Source organism: Bacillus sp. FSL M8-0077 (genome assembly GCF_038050255.1).
GTDB classification, from domain to species: domain Bacteria; phylum Bacillota; class Bacilli; order Bacillales; family Bacillaceae; genus Bacillus; species Bacillus altitudinis.
Window position 1 is genome coordinate 1,130,700 of record NZ_JBBPAF010000001.1, and the last position, 18,007, is coordinate 1,148,706.

12 protein-coding genes and 1 riboswitch are annotated in these 18,007 nt (G+C 42.6%); of the genes, 7 read left to right on the top strand and 5 right to left on the bottom strand.

Going from position 1 to position 18,007, the window contains the following annotated elements; all coding sequences use genetic code 11:
* Window positions 1-61 precede the first annotated feature (61 nt).
* The 6 genes from NST57_RS05670 to NST57_RS05695 are packed head-to-tail and all read left to right on the top strand — an operon-like array spanning window position 62 to window position 8,372.
* On the top strand, window positions 62-1,408 hold the full coding sequence (locus NST57_RS05670) for an aspartate aminotransferase family protein (RefSeq protein WP_025207123.1): 1,347 nt from the start codon (window positions 62-64) through the stop codon (window positions 1,406-1,408).
* Window positions 1,395-2,891: a pyridoxal-dependent decarboxylase gene (locus NST57_RS05675; RefSeq protein WP_142154743.1), complete on the top strand. Its 1,497-nt coding sequence runs from the start codon at window positions 1,395-1,397 to the stop codon at window positions 2,889-2,891. The genes NST57_RS05670 and NST57_RS05675 overlap by 14 nt, the downstream gene beginning before the upstream one ends.
* The gene (locus NST57_RS05680) at window positions 2,888-4,669 is read left to right on the top strand and encodes an IucA/IucC family protein (RefSeq protein WP_341298219.1); all 1,782 of its coding nucleotides are present in this window, start codon (window positions 2,888-2,890) and stop codon (window positions 4,667-4,669) included. Before NST57_RS05675 ends, NST57_RS05680 begins: the two co-directional genes overlap by 4 nt.
* Complete coding sequence (locus NST57_RS05685) at window positions 4,666-5,220, top strand: GNAT family N-acetyltransferase (RefSeq protein WP_341298220.1); 555 nt, start codon at window positions 4,666-4,668, stop codon at window positions 5,218-5,220. Before NST57_RS05680 ends, NST57_RS05685 begins: the two co-directional genes overlap by 4 nt.
* Window positions 5,195-6,544 (top strand): lysine N(6)-hydroxylase/L-ornithine N(5)-oxygenase family protein, encoded by a 1,350-nt coding sequence (locus tag NST57_RS05690; protein WP_341298221.1) that lies wholly within the window; start codon window positions 5,195-5,197, stop codon window positions 6,542-6,544. The genes NST57_RS05685 and NST57_RS05690 overlap by 26 nt, the downstream gene beginning before the upstream one ends.
* 13 nt (window positions 6,545-6,557) lie before the next feature.
* Window positions 6,558-8,372 (top strand): IucA/IucC family protein, encoded by a 1,815-nt coding sequence (locus NST57_RS05695; RefSeq protein ID WP_341298222.1) that lies wholly within the window; start codon window positions 6,558-6,560, stop codon window positions 8,370-8,372.
* Window positions 8,373-8,417: 45 nt separating this feature from the next.
* Here the strand turns inward: NST57_RS05695 and NST57_RS05700 are convergent, their stop codons facing one another.
* The 5 genes from NST57_RS05700 to NST57_RS05720 all read right to left on the bottom strand — a co-directional run bounded on the left by NST57_RS05700 (window position 8,418) and on the right by NST57_RS05720 (window position 16,851).
* Complete coding sequence (locus tag NST57_RS05700; RefSeq protein WP_341298223.1) at window positions 8,418-9,275, bottom strand: GNAT family N-acetyltransferase; 858 nt, start codon at window positions 9,273-9,275, stop codon at window positions 8,418-8,420.
* Window positions 9,276-9,570: 295 nt separating this feature from the next.
* Entirely contained in the window at window positions 9,571-10,506 is a 936-nt protein-coding gene (locus NST57_RS05705; RefSeq protein ID WP_142154749.1) for an anti protein, read from the bottom strand.
* A gap of 321 nt (window positions 10,507-10,827) precedes the next feature.
* Window positions 10,828-14,256: a methionine synthase gene (gene metH / locus NST57_RS05710; protein ID WP_341298224.1), complete on the bottom strand. Its 3,429-nt coding sequence runs from the start codon at window positions 14,254-14,256 to the stop codon at window positions 10,828-10,830.
* Window positions 14,240-16,081 carry a bifunctional homocysteine S-methyltransferase/methylenetetrahydrofolate reductase gene (locus tag NST57_RS05715; RefSeq protein ID WP_142154751.1) on the bottom strand — a complete coding sequence of 614 codons (1,842 nt, stop codon included), beginning with the start codon at window positions 16,079-16,081 and terminating at the stop codon, window positions 14,240-14,242. Before NST57_RS05715 ends, metH begins: the two co-directional genes overlap by 17 nt.
* A 78-nt stretch (window positions 16,082-16,159) precedes the next feature.
* Window positions 16,160-16,278: riboswitch (SAM riboswitch) on the bottom strand.
* An 81-nt stretch (window positions 16,279-16,359) separates the two neighbouring features.
* Window positions 16,360-16,851: a YajQ family cyclic di-GMP-binding protein gene (locus NST57_RS05720; protein WP_076821901.1), complete on the bottom strand. Its 492-nt coding sequence runs from the start codon at window positions 16,849-16,851 to the stop codon at window positions 16,360-16,362.
* Between the two features lie 226 nt (window positions 16,852-17,077).
* Here NST57_RS05720 and NST57_RS05725 point away from each other — a divergent pair, with 226 nt between their 5' ends.
* A complete protein-coding gene (locus tag NST57_RS05725) occupies window positions 17,078-17,926 on the top strand; it encodes a CvfB family protein (RefSeq protein WP_017360190.1) in 849 nt (282 codons plus the stop codon).
* Window positions 17,927-18,007 lie beyond the last annotated feature (81 nt).

Sequence of the window (18,007 nt, forward strand, 5' to 3'; positions counted from 1 at the left end):
TACATCCTCTAGGGTAGTAAATGAAAATGATAATCTTTATCAATTGGAGGAGTGTTTTATTATGTCCATCAAAACCGTTTCTAAAAATCAGCAATTTTTAGAGCAGCAAAGTCAAAGAGAATCTAATGCAAGGTCTTACCCGAGACGGTTCCCATTAGCCATGCAAAAAGCCGAAGGTATGATCGTGACAGATGCAGATGGTAGAGAATTTTATGACTGCCTAGCAGGCGCAGGAACACTTGCCCTTGGTCACAATCACCCGGTTGTTATAGATGCTATTGAACGTATGCTTCATGAAAAAAGACCGTTGCATACGCTGGACATCACTTCAGAGATTAAAGAAGAATTTGTGAATGAGATTTTTTCTCACTTGCCAGAGGAGTTTGCAAAAAGAGCGAAAATTCAATTTTGCGGACCAACTGGTGGTGATGCTATAGAAGCAGCAATTAAACTAGTCAAGACAGCGACAGGAAATCGTTCCATTCTATCATTCCACGGGGCATATCATGGTGCTACGCATGGCACGATGTCATTAAGCGGCAATTTATCACCAAAGGAAAGAGTGCAAGGATTAATGCCAGATGTTCACTTCCTGCCTTATCCATATGAATACCGCTGCCCATTTGGAATTGGCGGTAAAGACTCACATCGCATTTCCAGCTCTTATATTGAGCGTGTATTAAATGACCCTGAGAGTGGTATTCTCCCGCCAGCAGGCATGATATTTGAAGCGGTGCAAGGGGAGGGCGGCTCCATCCCGGCATCAATTGAATGGATACAAGAAATGAGACGAATCACAAAAGAAAAAGGAATTCCGCTTATTATTGACGAGGTTCAGTCAGGCATCGGCCGAACAGGTAAGATGTTTGCCTTTGAACATGCTGGTATTGTGCCAGATGTCATTGTGTTATCAAAAGCAATTGGGGGAAGCCTTCCGCTATCAGTTGTGATTTATGACAAAGACTTAGATCAATGGAATCCAGGTGCACATATTGGCACGTTTAGAGGAAACCAAATGGCGATGGCAGCTGGAACTGCTACGCTTAAATTTATAAAAGAAACCAATCTGCTTGATCATGTAGAAGCGCTTGGTCAGCGTATGCAGGCGAATCTAAAAGACATTCAAAAACAAGTGCCTGCTCTCGGTGATGTGCGAGGAAGAGGATTGATGATTGGTGTTGAAGTTGTGAATCCAGATGAGAAACAAGATGTGGACGGCAGTTATCCAGCAAATCCAGAGCTAGCCAGTCTCATTCAAAAGAATTGTTTCGATAAAGGCTTAATTGTGGAGACAGGAGGCCGTTTTGGAAGTGTGATTCGATTCTTACCGCCTTTGATTATGACAGAAGAACAGCTTGAAAAAGTCATCACGATTTTTAAAGAGGCCGTTTACGATGCAGTCAACTAAACCATCTATTGATTCATTATTTATTCAACAAAGCCAGCTTGGGAGGGAGTCCTTCCAAGCGGCTCTCTCCACATCCATCGACAGCTTACTTGCAGAGTGGCAAACAAGCAGAGGACCGTATAGCGGAATATTGCCTGGGAAATTAGCGGCTCATGTCGAATCGTTATTCCAAATTCAACCGGCTGGTGAATCTATTGAGTCTGTTTTTCAAGATATAAAAAATCACCTTTTACCGCATTTGGTTGATGTATCACATCCTAAATGCCTGGCACATTTACATTGCCCACCTCTTATCCCTGCACTGGCAGCAGAGGTGATCGTAAGTTCCTTTAACCAATCAATGGATTCCTTTGATCAAAGCGGCATTGCATCTTTGGTTGAGGAGGAAATCCTTAAGTGGTTATGTGAAAAGTTCTCTTATGGAGAACGAGCAGATGGGACCTTTACGAGCGGTGGAACCCAATCTAACTACATGGGACTGCTTTTAGCAAGAGATGCATTTTGCGAAAACACATGGCAATGGAATGTACAGCAGAAAGGGTTGCCGAGCGAGGCAAACCGTATGCGGATTCTTTGCTCCAAGAATGCCCACTTCACTGTGAAAAAATCAGCATCTCAGCTAGGTTTAGGTGAACAGGCTGTTGTGTTAGTTGAGACAGACGAACATCACCGAATGGACCTGCATGATTTGCAGAAGAAGCTTATGGAGCTTAAGGAGCAGGATTTGCTTCCATTTGCAGTCGTGGCGACTTGCGGAACAACTGATTTTGGCAGTATTGATCCTGTACATGACATATATGACATGGTGAAGCCTTTCGGTTTGTGGATTCATGCAGATGCTGCCTATGGAGGAGCGCTTGTATTAAGCAAAACCTTCCGAGGAAAATTAGATGGCATCGAGCTTGCGGATTCGATCACGATCGATTTTCACAAGCAATTTTATCAGCCGATCTCTTGCGGGGCATTTTTACTAAAGGATAAAAGATATTTTGGTTTGATTGATTACCATGCAGATTATCTCAATCCAAAGGAAGATGAACTGGAAGGAATTCTACATCTCGTTAATAAATCTGTTCAGACGACGCGCCGGTTTGATGCGCTAAAACTCCTTTTCTCTTTGCGCATGATTGGAGAAGAAGGATTTGCAAGTATCATTGACCATACCATCCATTTTGCGAAAGATGTGGCTGCGTTGATTGAGAAAAATGAGCATCTTGAGGTGATCAATCCTGATCCAGAAATCAATGCAGTCGTGTTTCGTTTTATGGATGATCATCAAGCAGATGACATCAATAAAATCATTCATCGCACACTTTTCCAAACAGGAACGGCTGTCGTAGCAAAAACAGTGGCCAATGGTCAAACATGCTTAAAATTCACTTTGTTAAATCCGAGAACGACTATTACACATATTGAGGAAATCCTTTCTGACATTGTTGATATCGGGATCGCTCATATTCAATCCGGGAGGGTACTACGTTGAGTCAATATAAACAAATGGCTGAAAATGCAACGATGCAAAGCTTTTTAAACTGTTTTTTACGTGAAACTGGAATTGATCGATCTGCAAAGAAAGAGACAAAAGCAGACGGCTCACTTGTATTTGTAGCAGCATTAGCAAAACAAGATCTTGAGCTTGTCATTCCGATTCGATATTTTTCGCCTGTAGGCCGTCATCTCTTTGATTTCCCCGTTCGCTTTCGCCCGCAAGGCAGTGAGCAACAGGGAACGATCATCGATTATACAACACTTGTTGCTTTATGTTCAAAGGAACTTCTCATTGAATACGGCCGCACTGATGCAGAGGATGAGTTCATGCTTCGCATCATTTTAAGCTGCCGGAATATTGAACGATTCATTAGAGAGAGAGAAAGTGATCGAGCGGCTCTTTCTTCAGCTGATTTTGAATATATTGAAGCGGAGCAGTCGCTTCTTCTTGGACATTTAACGCATCCTACACCAAAAAGCAGACAAGGAATGACAGAAGAGGAGGAAGCTATTTATTCTCCTGAGCTGAAAGGCTCTTTCCAGCTTCATTACTTTAAAGCACATCCGTCAATTGTGCTTCAGGATTCTTCTATTTCACAGTCTGCGGCAAGTCTCATGTTTGAGGAGCTCATGCGCCAGATGCCAGAAGAAAAAGAGAGACTGACGACGTTAACAGAAGGCGGTCAATATGTCCTGATTCCGATTCATCCGCTGCAAGTCCAAGTGGTGATGGAAAAAGCGTTCGTCAAGCGTTATATAGAGGACGGGATGTTGACGTATTTAGGGCCGCTAGGGTCTGAATACACAGCGACATCTTCCTTTAGAACGGTCTATCAAAAAAACTCTGAGTACATGCTCAAATTCTCTGTCCCTGTAAAAATCACAAACTCTTTACGTGTTAACAAACAAAAGGAACTTGATCGCGGAGTTGAGATGTCTCGTATCTTAAAAACAGAATTAGGCGTTTCTTTATATGACAAATTCTCTGGATTCCGTGTGATTGAAGATCCTGCGTATCTATCTATTCAAGGGGATGAGGTGGAATCTGGCTTTGAAGTCGTCATTCGTCAAAATCCATTTTTGCATCATGAAAAAGGGGCAAGCTTAATTGCAGGGCTATGTCAGGATCATGCATACGGAGGAAAATCAAGGCTTTCAGGCATTATTCATGAATTAGCAGACGCTGAAGGCAGATCAACAGAAGATGTCAGCCGTGATTGGTTCACACAATATTTATCGATTTCGTTAGAGCCGATGCTTTGGTTGTTTGAAACGTATGGTCTTGCCCTTGAAGCCCATCAGCAAAATGCTGTCGTACAGCTAAAGAATGGATATCCGCACACATTCTATTATCGTGACAATCAAGGCTACTATTATAGCGAATCGAAAAAGGATCAGCTTGCGAAGCTTGTTCAAAACTTAAGCGTCAGAAGTGAAACTATTTGTGCAGACGATGTAGCGGTTGAGAGACTGCGTTACTATTTCTTCTTTAATCATTTGTTTGGTCTTGTGAATGGTTTTGGTACAGAGGGGCTTGCACAAGAAGAAGATTTATTAGCCCTGATTAGAGACACACTGATTGCGCATGAAGAGACATATGGTGCATCTGAGCTGACGAACAGTCTTCTCCGGTCACAGGAGCTGCCTTCAAAAGCGAACTTACTCACTCGGTTTGAAGATATGGATGAGCTGACGGGTTCTTTAGAAACGCAATCCAGGTACACGTCTGTATTGAATCCGCTCTTTTTACATAAGGAGGCGCTGATTGGATGAGGCATCGAATTGGGTTCATTCGCGCTGAATATGAACGGGACGTCCAGCTTGTCCACAAGTGGATGCAAGAAGAGTATGTCCACCCATTTTGGCATTTGAATATTCCATTTCCTGCTTTTGAAAAGCACTTTTATCAGGCCATTCATGATCCGCATCAAACCCTTTATTTGGGAACCATTGATGGCACGCCGATGAGCTATTTTGAAGCATACAATGTGAAAGGGGATATCATTGAATCGTACTATGAGCCTTCTCCGCATGATCAAGGCATTCACCTGTTAATTGGAGAGCCAGATTATGTAGGGAAAGGATTTGCGGCTCCGGTGCTTCAAGCCATGACAGCATTTCAGTTTGAGCAGAACAAACGAACAGAAAAAATCGTGGCTGAGCCAGATATTCGGAACGAAAAAATGATTCATGTCTTTGAAAAGTGTGGATTCGAACGTGTGAAACCAGTCACTTTACCAGATAAAACAGGTCTTTTGATGTTTTGTCATCGAGATCGATTTGAAAGGAAGTATAACCATGACGTGGTTCAACAAGCAAAATAATGTAGTGAATGTCATTGGGATTGGCATTGGACCATTTAACCTAGGGCTTGCTGCATTATCTGAAGAAGTAGACGAAATTGACGCTTTGTTTTTTGAAAGAAGTGAAGCGTTCCACTGGCATCCAGGTATGCTCATTGAAGGGACAACACTTCAAGTCCCCTTTTTAGCGGATCTTGTCAGTATGGCGGATGTGAAAAGCAAATATAGCTTTCTCAACTATTTGCAGGAACAAAACCGTTTGTATTCATTTTACTTTCTAGAAGACTTCCATATCCCGCGCAAGGAATATAGCCATTATTGCCGCTGGGTCGCGGATCAATTAGATTCTTGCCGATTTGGCATGAATGTCGAATCTGTCTCCATCGTTGAAAAAGCTGGAGAAAAACGATATGAAGTGCATGTCCGTCATGTGAAAGATCAAACGGTAGAGGTGTTTGAAAGTAAGCATCTTGTTTTAGGTATCGGTACACAGCCTGCGGTACCAGTATCTCTTCAGCCAGCTTTAGGGGATCGGGTGTTTCATTCTGCTGATTACTTGAAACGAAAGAAAGAAGGTTGTTTTAAAGGAAAATCCGTGACGGTCATCGGTTCTGGTCAAAGTGCGGCAGAAGTATTCTATGACATTTTATCAGACGATGAGGCGAAGGATATTCATTGGTTTACACGCTCTAAAGGGTTTTTCCCAATGGAATATTCAAATTTGGGTCTTGAGTATTTCTCTCCAGACTATATTGATTTCTTTTATGAGCTTCCGCAACCTAAAAAAGATGCGCTATTAAAGCAGCAAGATTTGCTGTATAAAGGCATCAGCTCAGCGATGATCCGAGATATTTATCACTTGCTGTATGAACGTTCTGCTTGCGGAGAGCAGCTGAACACCGTGCTGCAGGCGATGACGGAGGTCAATTTGATTGAGGAAACGAGGGACGGCTTATCGCTTTCATGCAATCAATGGGTCAAAGAGGAATCCTTTACGCATGAGACAGACATTGTCGTCTTGGCAACGGGCTATCAATCCGTATTACCGCCATTTATTGATCCGATTTCCCATCATATTAGGTGGGATCATCAAGGACGCTTCCAGGTTGAACGTGAATATCGATTGAAAACAAATACATTAGGTGAAAATGATATTTTTGTACAAAATGCAGAGCTTCATACACATGGAGTAGGCGCACCAGATTTAGGGCTAGGGGCGTACCGAAACAGTGTCATTATCAATGAACTGGCTCGTCGACCTGTGTATCCACTTTATCAAAAGCATGTCTTCCAGACATTCGGTACACATAAACACGCAAACACATTTGAAGAAATCAAAGGGTAAGGAGGATGAACCGATGAGTGTACAAGATGAATTGAAAAAAGCGGTCAATCCTGCTGCTTGGAAAAAAGCAAACCAGCGAATGGTGGCAAAAATGCTGTCCGAATATATGTATGAGGATATGCTTCATCCCGTTCAGCTAAATCATCAGGATGGCATCGCCCAATATGAATTAATCATTCACGAACAGAAGAAATATCGTTATCTCGCAAAACCTCGTTTGTTTGATAGTTTTGATACGATTGCTGAATCGATCGAGTGCTGTCAAGACGGAACATGGACAAAGGATGTTAGTGCCATTGTGTTTTTACTAGACATTCAGCCAATCATCCCAATGTCTTCTGAAACAACTGGCCATCTGATCAAAGAGCTTCACCATACCTTGTTAGCTGATGTTCATTTGCTGTCGAAAAAAGCACTTCGTGCAGATGAGCTGACGGATACAGATTACGCATGGATTGAAGGCGAGATGACTGGTCATCCTTGGATCGTATATAACAAAGGGCGTATTGGGTTCAGCTACGATGATTACTTAGCCTATGCACCTGAAAGGCAGGAAAGTGTGCAGCTGTCTTGGATTGCTGTTCACCGAGAGCTTGCGACATTCCATGCGGTCGATCATGAGAACTATGAGCGCATCATTGCCAAAGAATTAGACGAAGTCACGATTCGTCAATTCCATCGTGTGTTAAAGGATGAAGGTCTGAATGTGGCTGATTATTATATGATGCCTGTTCATAAATGGCAGTGGACACATATGATCATCCAACATTTCCCCGAAGATTTGGCCATGCGCCGTATTGTGTATTTAGGAGAAGGGCTGGATCAATATATTCCGCAGCAATCGATCAGAACCTTTACGAATATCTCAAATAAAGGCAAGCATCATATTAAACTGCCAATGAGTATTTTAAATACGCTAGTGTACCGGGGGCTCCCATCAGAACGTACGGTTATTGCTCCTCGTATTACAGCGCATATTAAAGGAATCGCCGATCAAGATGCCTTTTTGTCCGAGGTATGCCGCGTCATTTTACCAGGTGAGAATGCGAGTATCAATGTTGATCATCCTTATTACAGCAAGCTACCTGGAGCGCCGTATCAATACCTTGAAATGCTTGGCGTGATTTTTAGAGAAAGCATTTATACGTATTTAGATGAAGGGGAGAGCCCTGTCACGCTTGCGGCACTCACATATGAGGATCATGAAGGCGAGCCTTATCTGAAGCAGCTCATTGAAAAATCGGGTCTCTCAGCAAAAGAATGGATGGCGTCATTCTTCCATGCTGTCATGCCGCCGCTTCTGCACTTTATGTATCAATATGGCACGGTCTTCTCACCGCACGGACAAAATACAATTCTTGTGTTAAAAGATCACAAACCGCATCGTTTGGCGATCAAAGATTTTGTTGATGATGTGAACATTAGTGATCAACCACTGCCTGAATTGGCTTCATTAGAAGAAGATCTAAAGGAAGTGCTGCGTAGTGAGCCGCCGGAAGGTCTTGTACAATTTATTTTTACGGGCCTGTTTATTTGCAATCTTCGTTACGTGTCAAACGTGTTAGACAATCACAATTTGTTAGATGAAACGACGCTTTGGCGCTTGCTTGCAGAAGAAATTCAGCAGTATCAAAAGCAATTTCCACAGCTAAAAGATCGTTTTACCTTATTTGATCTATTCCAGCCTCAGCTGACAAAGCTTTGCTTAAACCGTAATCGCATGATTGATTATGGCTATGGAGATGGAGATGACCGGCCGCATGCATCAGAGCATGGCAAGGTCACAAATGCACTCGCTCAAGTTCTCTCATCCGTAGGCGAGAAGTAAAAAAGAAAAGCTGTAGACAACATCTGTCTACAGCTTTTTGATATTTTAAGAAAATGCTTGTGAGGCTAGGAAATAGAGAAGCGCCGAATCGTTCTGCTTTTCGTCCCCGCGAATCATCATAAAATGTGCGACGTTTGTTTTCGTAAATCCTGCTTCTACAAGTGATGCATGCAGGCGCTCAGCTGTTTCTTCCTGCATATCTAAACGAAAGGCGCCAGAATAAGACGTGAGAAGTGATTGAATAAGTGATAGCGCCGTTTGTTCATCGTTTGCAGCAAGCGGGCCAATCATCAGATTAGCTGGTGTTTCCACTCCAAACGCGAAGCCGGTGATTTCATGGTGTTCATCCTTTGCGATCAGTTTAAACGTTGCTCGCTCCATTCGCTTTATTAAGAAGTTTGATCGATTGGTCCCTGCGCCTTTTTCATCCAGTCTTTCAATAGACGGAAGGTGCGTTTCATCAGCGGGAGAAAGATGAATCTGATATGACGCGTGAAGCGCATTAGAATTTGTTTTTTGTGCTTTGTATGTATGAATATATCCGGCTGTCTGAAAGCCGATTTTTTCATAAACTGGCTGTCCTTGTACAGTAGCCGTTAAAATGACAGGGACACTTGGATCACTATGACGAAGCAGTGTGTCAATCATTTGACGGGCAAGACCGAGGCCACGATGTGTCTCTGATACAATGACCGCCCCAATTGATGCCACTCTGTCATATTGAAAAAGTCCAGCGCATGAAATGACTCGTCCATCAGTTGTTGTAAAACCAGTAAAATGTCCATTTGTTAAAAGAGATGTGAGCTCTTCCGCATTGTAATCAGGCCAGTCGACCTCTTTTGACAATGCGACAAGATCTGGTATGTCATCAAGTGTTAAAGATCGTTGAATAACGTTTAGCAATACACGCAACTCCTTCTTCGATGATTTCTCTATATGTATCGTACCATAAGAAGGCATAAGAAAAAGGAAAAGGGGGTACCTTTTCCTCAGCGTGTAGACAAACCCTCGCATTCTTTGTCAGTCCTGCGTGCTGGTGCTCACGAATGTGACATTCGCTCCGCGCCAGTACTCGTCCTTCCTAGGGCTGCAAAGGTTTTCTATCACGATGAAAAGAAGACAAAGGGCTAAAATCAAGTTCATTTTAGCCCTTTGTCAACAATCTCAGGAAAAGGGGTACCTTTTCCTTTTGTATGGTTTAATAATTGAGGTCACGGTTGTATTCATATTCAAAGGTGAGCTGTAAATTCTTAATTGAGACAACGCCTACTTTGATTAACCGTCCACCGATCAATTGAGGAACCTCGGTTGCATTAAAAGAAACAAAAAAGCGGTCTTTTGCCGGTACTTGACTTGTTTTATAAGAAGAGATGTCAACTTTTTGACCGTTCCAAGGTACGTTCACTGTTCCGCCTTTTAAGGAAGAGACGGTGAATACATAATTATATGCATTTGTACTGCCTTTTTCAGCTTCTAATGACAGGCCAGTGATAACAGCATCCTGCGGCAAGCTGCTTAAATCAAAAGAAGAATTGGGAGATCCGGCTTCATTGAAACTATTCAATGTGGCAGGTGATCCATATCGTTTGGTTGTGCCTTTTTCAATACTTTTATCAAAGACAATACGATACATGTTGTCCTCTTCATTTAATAATTGCTTTGGTTTGACGGCTAAGTAGTAGTCAGTGCTTGCGGCAATTTTCGGCATATGGATGATTTCATTTTGGTTGTTTGTCCGCACAGAGGAAGATACGAGTGACCCGTTCTGATTGTAAAGATACAGATCAAAATCATTTCCAGCCTTCACATTGACGAGTTTGATAGAAAAGCGGCCATCTGCTCCATCAAATTTAGAGCTGGTGAAACGGTAAAAATCAATGTCATTCGTAGAAGAGATACTGCCTTCGTGATATAAATAAGTCTTGTTTAGATGAAGAGAGTGCTGTAAGAATTGAGCTTTTTCCATCGTATCATTGTTTGCATAATCACTGTCTGGATACAGGTGCTCCAATTCTTCTGTATAATATTTTGTTTGTTTCGTAGAAGTTTCACTTGCTTGAGCAGGTGATTGGAAAAGAGGGCTAGCGATAAAGAGGCCTGTAAGCAATAAAACCCCGATCTTCTTTTTGAACATGACAAACATCTCCTTTTAAGTAAATGACTTTCATTTGTAATATCGGTAAATAAACGTAATTTTTCATATTTATTCCATTGTTATTTATAAAAAGAACCTCCATTCTAGGAGGTTCTCAGCGTGTAGACAAACTCTCGCATTCTTTGTCAGTCCTGCGTGCAAGTGCTCACGAATGTCAAATTCGCTCCGCGCCAGTACTCGTCCTTCCTAGGGCTGCAAAGGTTTTCTATCACGCTGAAAAGAAGACAAAGGGCTAAAATAAAGTTCATTTTAACCCTTTTTCAACAATCTGAAAGAACCTCCATTTCAGGAGATTCTTTGTTAGTGAACGTTAAAATATCGAGCTTCAGGGTGAGAAACGACAATGGCTGAAACGGATGCTTCGGGCTCCATCATAAACCCTTCTGTGAGATGAATCCCGATTTTTTCTGGTTGCAGCAGGTGGAATAGTTTTTCTTGGTCTTCTAGATTAGGGCACGCTGGATAGCCAAAGGAATAGCGCTGACCTTGATATTTGGCTTGGAACCTTTTCTCCATCGTGAAATCGACTGGGTCTGGGAATCCCCATTTATCACGAATTACTTGGTGCGTTCGTTCAGCCAATCCTTCTGCAAGCTCAAGTGCTAAAGCTTGGACAGCATGCATTTTTAAATAGTCGCCCTCTTGTTTAAATTGCTGCGCAACCTCTCGTATGCGGGCACCAGCCGTCACTGCAAATAAGGCGATATAATCTTTATCGTTCTCTCCGCTTTTCCGCACATAATCAGAAATAGACCGGTACGGAAGTTTTTCCTGTCTTGGAAATTGAAATGTCTCAATGACGCGGTCAGGCGCTTCAGGATCATAGATATGCAGATCATTCCCATTTGAATGAGCAGGGAAGAATTGATAGACAAATGCAGGTGCAAACCAGTTTTTCTCTCTGCCTTCTTGAAGAAGATCTGTGATCAGCTGTTTTAATTCCAATGCTTTTGGATGCTGTTCAGCCAATAGTTTTTTGACCTTTCCTTTTAAGCCGAGATGATGGCCGATCAGCATTTGCTCATTGACATAGGGCATAATGTGGTGCAAATCAATATCCCGTACATAATGGCGTTTCGTATTTTCTGGTGTGAAAATGGCTGCCTCCGGAAGTGTCGCGCGTTTTTCTAGTAATTCAATCACGGCTTTTGGCTGCGTTGTTTCTTTTTCCTTATGAAGTGTTTCTTGATCCTCCAAGGGTTTTGTTTGAAATTGAAGAGGGTTCGCTCTTAATTCATTCGCTAAAGACAGGCCGTCCATTGCATCTTTGGCGTAAAGGACGGGGCCATCATATTGAGGCGAAATTTTCATCTTCGTAAACTTCCGTGAGAGCGCCGCGCCGCCCACCAAAATGGGAACAGAAATGTTTGCTTTTTGTAAATCTTGAGCGGTCAAGACCATTTGCTGTGCTGATTTGACAAGTAAACCTGATAATCCAATCATATCTGGCTTTTCTTTTTGCACCGCTTCAATCAATGTTTGTGGGGTTACTTTGATTCCGAGATCGACCACGTGAAAGCCATTATTGCTCAAAATGATGTCGACCAGGTTTTTCCCTATATCATGGACATCTCCTTTGACGGTGGCGAGGAGAATCTTCCCTTTGCCGCTTGCGTCCTGCTTTTCCATATATTGCTCAAGGTATGAAACAGATGCTTTCATGACCTCAGCGGATTGAAGTACTTCAGCTACGATCAATTCGTTTTGATTAAAAAGGCGGCCAACCTCTGACATTCCCTGCATTAATGGTCCATTGATGATATGAAGAGGTGACTCAAATTTGTCCAAAGCAAGGGCTAGGTCATCAATCAGTCCTTCTTTCGTCCCTTCGACGACATAAAGTGCCAGTCTTTCATCAAGTGATAAGGAGATCTTTGGTTTTTTCTCTGTTTTCTTTTTCCCGCGATAAAATTGTGTGAACTCAGCAAGGGTTTGATCATTTGTTTCATAGAGTAAAGTTTCAGCCAGCTTGATTTCTTCCTTTGGAATTGAAGCGAAGCGTTCAAGCTTTTCAGTATTCACGATGGCATAATCAAGCCCCGCTTTTACGCAGTGATACAAATAAACGGCATTCAATATTTCTCTGCCAACTGGCGGGAGTCCGAAAGACACGTTACTGATGCCTAAAATGGTGAGACATTCAGGCAATGCTGTTTTGATTCGCTCAATGCCTTTAATCGTTTCTTCGGCAGCACCAATATACTGTTCATCTCCAGTACCTACTGGAAAGACAAGCGGGTCAAAAATGATGTCACTCGCAGGAATTCCATACTTTTTCGTGAGCAGGTCATGGGATCTTACGGCAATCTCAAGTTTGCGGTCTGCTGTGACGGCCATTCCTGTTTCATCGATTGTTCCAACAACAAGTGCGCCGCCATATAGCTTCACAAGCGGAAGAATCTCTTCAAAGCGCTCTTCTCCATCCTCTAAATTAATAGAATTAATAATGGCTTTTCCTTGTGAATACATGAGTGCTTTTTCGATGACATCTTTATCGGTCGAATCAATGACAAAGGGAGCTTTTACTTTTTTCATGGCTTCTTTTAAAAAGCCTTCCATGTCTGCTGTTTCATCACGATCAGGGTCTGCTAGACACACATCAATGACGTGAGCGCCATTTTTCACTTGAGCACGAGCAATTTCTACTGCCTCTTCAAACTTTTGTTCTGCAATGAGCCGTTTGAATTTGCGTGAACCAATGACATTTGTGCGCTCACCAACAAAGAGGGGGCGCATCGCTTCTTCATAAATGAGGGGCTCGATTCCTGATACGGTATGCGGTGATGACTCATGTGTCATGCTGCGGGGCTGAAGCGAACGTACTTCATCTGATAATGCCTGAATATGTGCAGGCGTTGTACCGCAGCAGCCGCCGACGATATTTAACCAGCCTTCTTTTGCAAAAGCGGCGATTTTTTTAGCCAGCGAAGCAGGGGATTCGTGATATTGCCCTTCTTCATCTGGGAGACCAGCGTTTGGATAGCAGCTGACAGCCGATTTTGAGATGGAGGAGAGTGTACGGATATGGTCTGTCATAAATTCTGGACCAGTTGCACAGTTTAGGCCGACGCTGATTGGTTTCATATGCTCAAGCGAGATATAAAAGGCTTCAATATCTTGGCCTGCAAGAGTGGTACCCATTGGTTCAATCGTCCCTGACACCATCAGTGGCAGCTCAATACCGGTCGTGTGAAAGGCTTCTTGAATGCCTTTAAATCCAGCTTTGACATTCAGCATGTCTTGACTTGTTTCTAAAAGAAGAGCATCACATTTCCCATCAATCAGGCCGCGGGCTTGTTCTTCATAATTTGCAACGAGCTCTTCAAACGTTGTGCCACCTGTTACGGATAATGTTTTTGTAGTGGGCCCCATTGCGCCTACAACAAAGCGGGGCCAGTCTGGTGTCGACAAACGGTCTGCTTCACGTTTAGCCAGCTGAGCCGCTTTTACATTCAGTTCATAGGCGAGGTGGCCAAGTCCATATTCATCGAGAACGAGCTTCGTCGCACCGAATGTATTCGTTTCAATAAGGTCAGCACTTGCCTCAAGATATTGCCGGTGGATCGTGGAGATAATGTGAGGGGCTGTGACGTTTAAATATTCGTTACAGCCCTCATACTCTTCACTGCCGAAATCCTCTGCTGTGAGATCGGCGTTTTGAATCATTGTGCCCATTGCACCGTCAAGGACGAGGATGCGCTTTTTGAGCTGTTCAGTGATAGTTGACATGGGTGTTTGGCTCCTTTTCTTTCTGATGGATGTAAGTTGTCAGTTCTGCTGTTAAATCTGATCGAAGGAAAGGGGTAATCAAATAAATGCCATTAAACAATTCACAGGCTGTATCTAATAAAGAACGGGCAATGGCTAATCCTTCTGTCCGCTGCTTTGCTTTATCTTCGCCTGCCTTTGCCATAATCTCACGAATTGAGTCAGACAATTTAATGCCGGGAATTTCATGATGAATAAACTCTGCATTTCGGCTGCTTGTCAGCGGCATAATACCGATGTAAATCGGTTTATCCAAATGTCGGCTTTCTTCATGAATCTTGACAAGCTGTTCCTCAGAGTAAACTGGTTGAGAGATAAAATAATCGGCACCGTATTCGATTTTCTTCTCGAGGCGTTTAACCGCTTTATCAATATGACGGACATTAGGATTAAACGCACCAGCCACTGAAAAATTGGTCTTTTTCCCGAGCGGCTTTCCGGAGAAAGACAGTCCCTCGTTAAATTGTTTAATCAGACGGATCAAATCAAAGGAGGTTAAATCATACACAGACGTTGCACCTGGGAAGTCTCCAATTTTAGACGGATCGCCGGTAATGGCTAAAATATCGGTTAGTCCAAGCGTGTCCAGCCCCATTAAGTGGGATTGGAGTCCAATCAAATTGCGATCACGACATGTGATATGGACAAGTGAACGCATATCAAGCTGCTGTTTTAATAAAGCGCCGCATGCGACATTGCTAATACGCGGGGTAGCTAGAGAGTTATCGGCCAGTGTGAGGGCATCAATGCCTGCACTTTTTAATTCGTTCGCTGCGACAAGGAATTTTTCAAAGTTCAGCTTCTTCGGCGGGTCCAGCTCGACGATAATCGAACGTTTTTTCACAGCCAGCTCATCAAGACCAGGTTCTGTCCGCTGATCTTGGATGGAAATGATTTCCTCTTTTAATACTTTCACTTCTTTTTCGGTGATAGGTGCTAAATCTTTGACTGCCTCAGCCATGGCGCTAATATGCTGAGGAGTTGTTCCGCAGCAGCCCCCAATGATTCGTGCGCCCTGATTTCTAAACTCAAGTGCACTTTTTCGGAAATAATCATTATCTGTATCATAGACGAGTCTGCCTTCTTCAAGGGAGGGAAGACTGCTGTTCGGATAGACAGATAAATGCGAATTTTCCAAAAGAGGAACACCTTCAAGTGCCTGAATCATATGATAAGGGCCCAAACGGCAGTTAATGCCGACGACATCGGCGCCAAGTGAGGATAATTCAGATAAACCGTCTTTTAGCGGTGTACCGTCCTGCAATACACCTTGCTCATGCATGGAGACGTTCATGACAATCGGAAGCGCTGTTTCTTTGCGAGCAATCTCAAGAACGGCCTTTGCTTCTTCAATATCGTAATACGTTTCAAGCAGTAACCCATCAGGCTCTTCATTTAAAAGGAGATAGAGCTGTTCTCTAAAGCTCCGTTTAATCTCGTCTAACGAGTAGGCATTTTTGTTAAATGTTCGAATGCCGCCGATCGTTCCGAGGACATAAGCTGAGCCAGCGGCTGCTTTGGCAATTTGTACAGCTTTTGTGTTAATGCGTTTTGTTTCTTCCTCTAAGCCGTAGCGAGATAGTTTAATATAATTCGCACCGTATGTGTTCGTTTGAATAATGTCCGCTCCAGCTTGCACATATGCTTCGTGCACTCTTTTGACTTCATCTTCTTTCGATAAATTTAATTCTTCAAAGCAGCGGTCAATGCCATAAGAGTATAAAAGTGTTCCCATTGCTCCATCAGCAATCAGTACGCGATTTTGTAAGTCTTGTAATAGGCCCATTGGTTTCCTCCTTATTTCTATGTAACAAAAAAAGCCTTCTGATAAGAAGAAGACTTTTTGGCTGTATTGAGATTCTTCTTCTTATCTTCCAAGCAGTTGCTTGCTGGATTTAGCACCTTGGTCATAGAAAATAGATTTCTACTACACCGGTTGCTGAGGCTTCACAGGGCCAGTCCCTCTGCCTCTCTTGATAAGAAAGCGATATGAACATGTCAATGAATTGAACTTCCATCAACTGTAACGAAAAAATCGGAAATAATCAATGGAAAATTTGAAATTTATCGAAAATTTATAAATTGGACGTCAATCGGTAAATCTGCCTTGCGCATGAGCGCCATCACTTCTTGTAAATCATCTTTATTTTTTCCTGTCACACGCACTTGGTCATCTTGAAATTGCGACTTTACTTTTATACCAGATTGTTTGATCAAGGCATTGATCTTTTTGGCATTATCCTTATCAATCCCGCTAATCAGCTTTGCACGCTGGCGAACGGTTCCACCTAGGGCATGTTCTGTTTTTCCGTAGTCAATGTTTTTAGTCGGTACGTTTCGTTTAATCAGTTTTGTCACAAGGACATCCTTTAGCTGCTCCAGCTTGAAGTCATCATCAGAAATGAGAACGAGTTCTTCTTTTTCTAGTGAAATATCACTTTTACTTCCTTTAAAATCATAACGGTTTTTAATTTCTTTCAGTGCTGCTTGAATGGCGTTTTGCACCTCTGGCAGCTCCACCTTCGATACAATATCAAATGAACTTTCTTTAGCCATCACATATGACCTCCAACTATAGATATTGCGTCTATTTTATCATGCCCATAGGGGAAGAAGAAACTTTATCGAAGAGAGTTCAGATATATGCGGTATAATTCAAGTACAGTTTGTCCACTTTAGCTAACAGAACTAGAGATGTTCATGATGACAGAAGTATAGTAGAATAAAGTGAATCAAAAGTTGAACGAACGCTCTTTTAAGGGCAGATAGGAAGGAAGAGAACATGAGACCAGGTGAGCAACTGACCTTGCAAATAGATAACGAGATGGAATACGGCTACTTTTTAACAGATGGCGAAGATTCTGTTCTCCTACATCGCAGTGAGATGACAGAGGATATTGGAGATCGTGATGAAGTAGAGGTCTACTTATATGTAGATCATGAGGAAAGACTGGCAGCGACGATGAAAATTCCTAAAATCAATGCACATACATACGACTGGGTAGAAGTCGTAGACGTTGTAGAAGATATGGGTGCTTTTGTCGATATAGGTTTGTCAAAGGATGCACTTGTTGCAACTGAACACCTCCCGCCTTTTGAGGAAGCGTGGCCGAAAAAAGGCGACAAACTATACTGTATGCTCAAAGTGACAAGTTACGGGAGAATGTTCGCAAAACCAGCCACTGAAGATGTGATCAGTGAATTGTTTACTGAGGCGCCAGAAACGTTAATGAACAAAGAAATCACGGGAACGATTTATCGCTTAATTGCGACAGGTTCTTTTATGCTGACAGATACAGGGGTCAGAGGATTTATCCATCGTACTGAGCGAAAAGAAGAGCCAAGACTCGGATCGACCGTGACTGGACGCGTCATTGCAGTGAAAGAGGATGGAACCGTGAACGTTTCTCTGCTTCCTAGAAAACAGGATGCATTATCTGTCGATGCAGAAGAAATTTTAACCTATATGAGAACAAGAAACGGCGCTATGCCTTACGGGGATAAAAGTGACCCAGAAGATATCCGTGAAAGATTTCAAATGAGTAAAGCAGCCTTCAAACGAGCATTAGGTCATCTGATGAAAAATGATCTTGTTTACCAAAAAGAAGGATGGACATACGAGAAAAAGTGAGCATTTGCTCACTTTTTTTATTTTTGTTATAAATAATGGTTTTTTTTCAGTGAAAAAAGTCATAAAAAAAGCTGAAAATCC

Bases quoted from the DNA above. Each gene is read 5' to 3' on its own strand.
- NST57_RS05670 (WP_025207123.1), top strand. From the start codon at position 62: ATGTCCATCAAAACCGTTTCTAAAAATCAGCAATTTTTAGAGCAGCAA.
- NST57_RS05675 (WP_142154743.1), top strand. From the start codon at position 1,395: ATGCAGTCAACTAAACCATCTATTGATTCATTATTTATTCAACAAAGC.
- NST57_RS05685 (WP_341298220.1), top strand. From the start codon at position 4,666: ATGAGGCATCGAATTGGGTTCATTCGCGCTGAATATGAACGGGACGTC.
- NST57_RS05690 (WP_341298221.1), top strand. From the start codon at position 5,195: ATGACGTGGTTCAACAAGCAAAATAATGTAGTGAATGTCATTGGGATT.
- NST57_RS05695 (WP_341298222.1), top strand. From the start codon at position 6,558: ATGAGTGTACAAGATGAATTGAAAAAAGCGGTCAATCCTGCTGCTTGG.
- NST57_RS05705 (WP_142154749.1), bottom strand. From the start codon at position 10,506: ATGTTCAAAAAGAAGATCGGGGTTTTATTGCTTACAGGCCTCTTTATC.
- metH (WP_341298224.1), bottom strand. From the start codon at position 14,256: ATGTCAACTATCACTGAACAGCTCAAAAAGCGCATCCTCGTCCTTGAC.
- NST57_RS05715 (WP_142154751.1), bottom strand. From the start codon at position 16,081: ATGGGCCTATTACAAGACTTACAAAATCGCGTACTGATTGCTGATGGA.
- NST57_RS05720 (WP_076821901.1), bottom strand. From the start codon at position 16,851: ATGGCTAAAGAAAGTTCATTTGATATTGTATCGAAGGTGGAGCTGCCA.
- NST57_RS05725 (WP_017360190.1), top strand. From the start codon at position 17,078: ATGAGACCAGGTGAGCAACTGACCTTGCAAATAGATAACGAGATGGAA.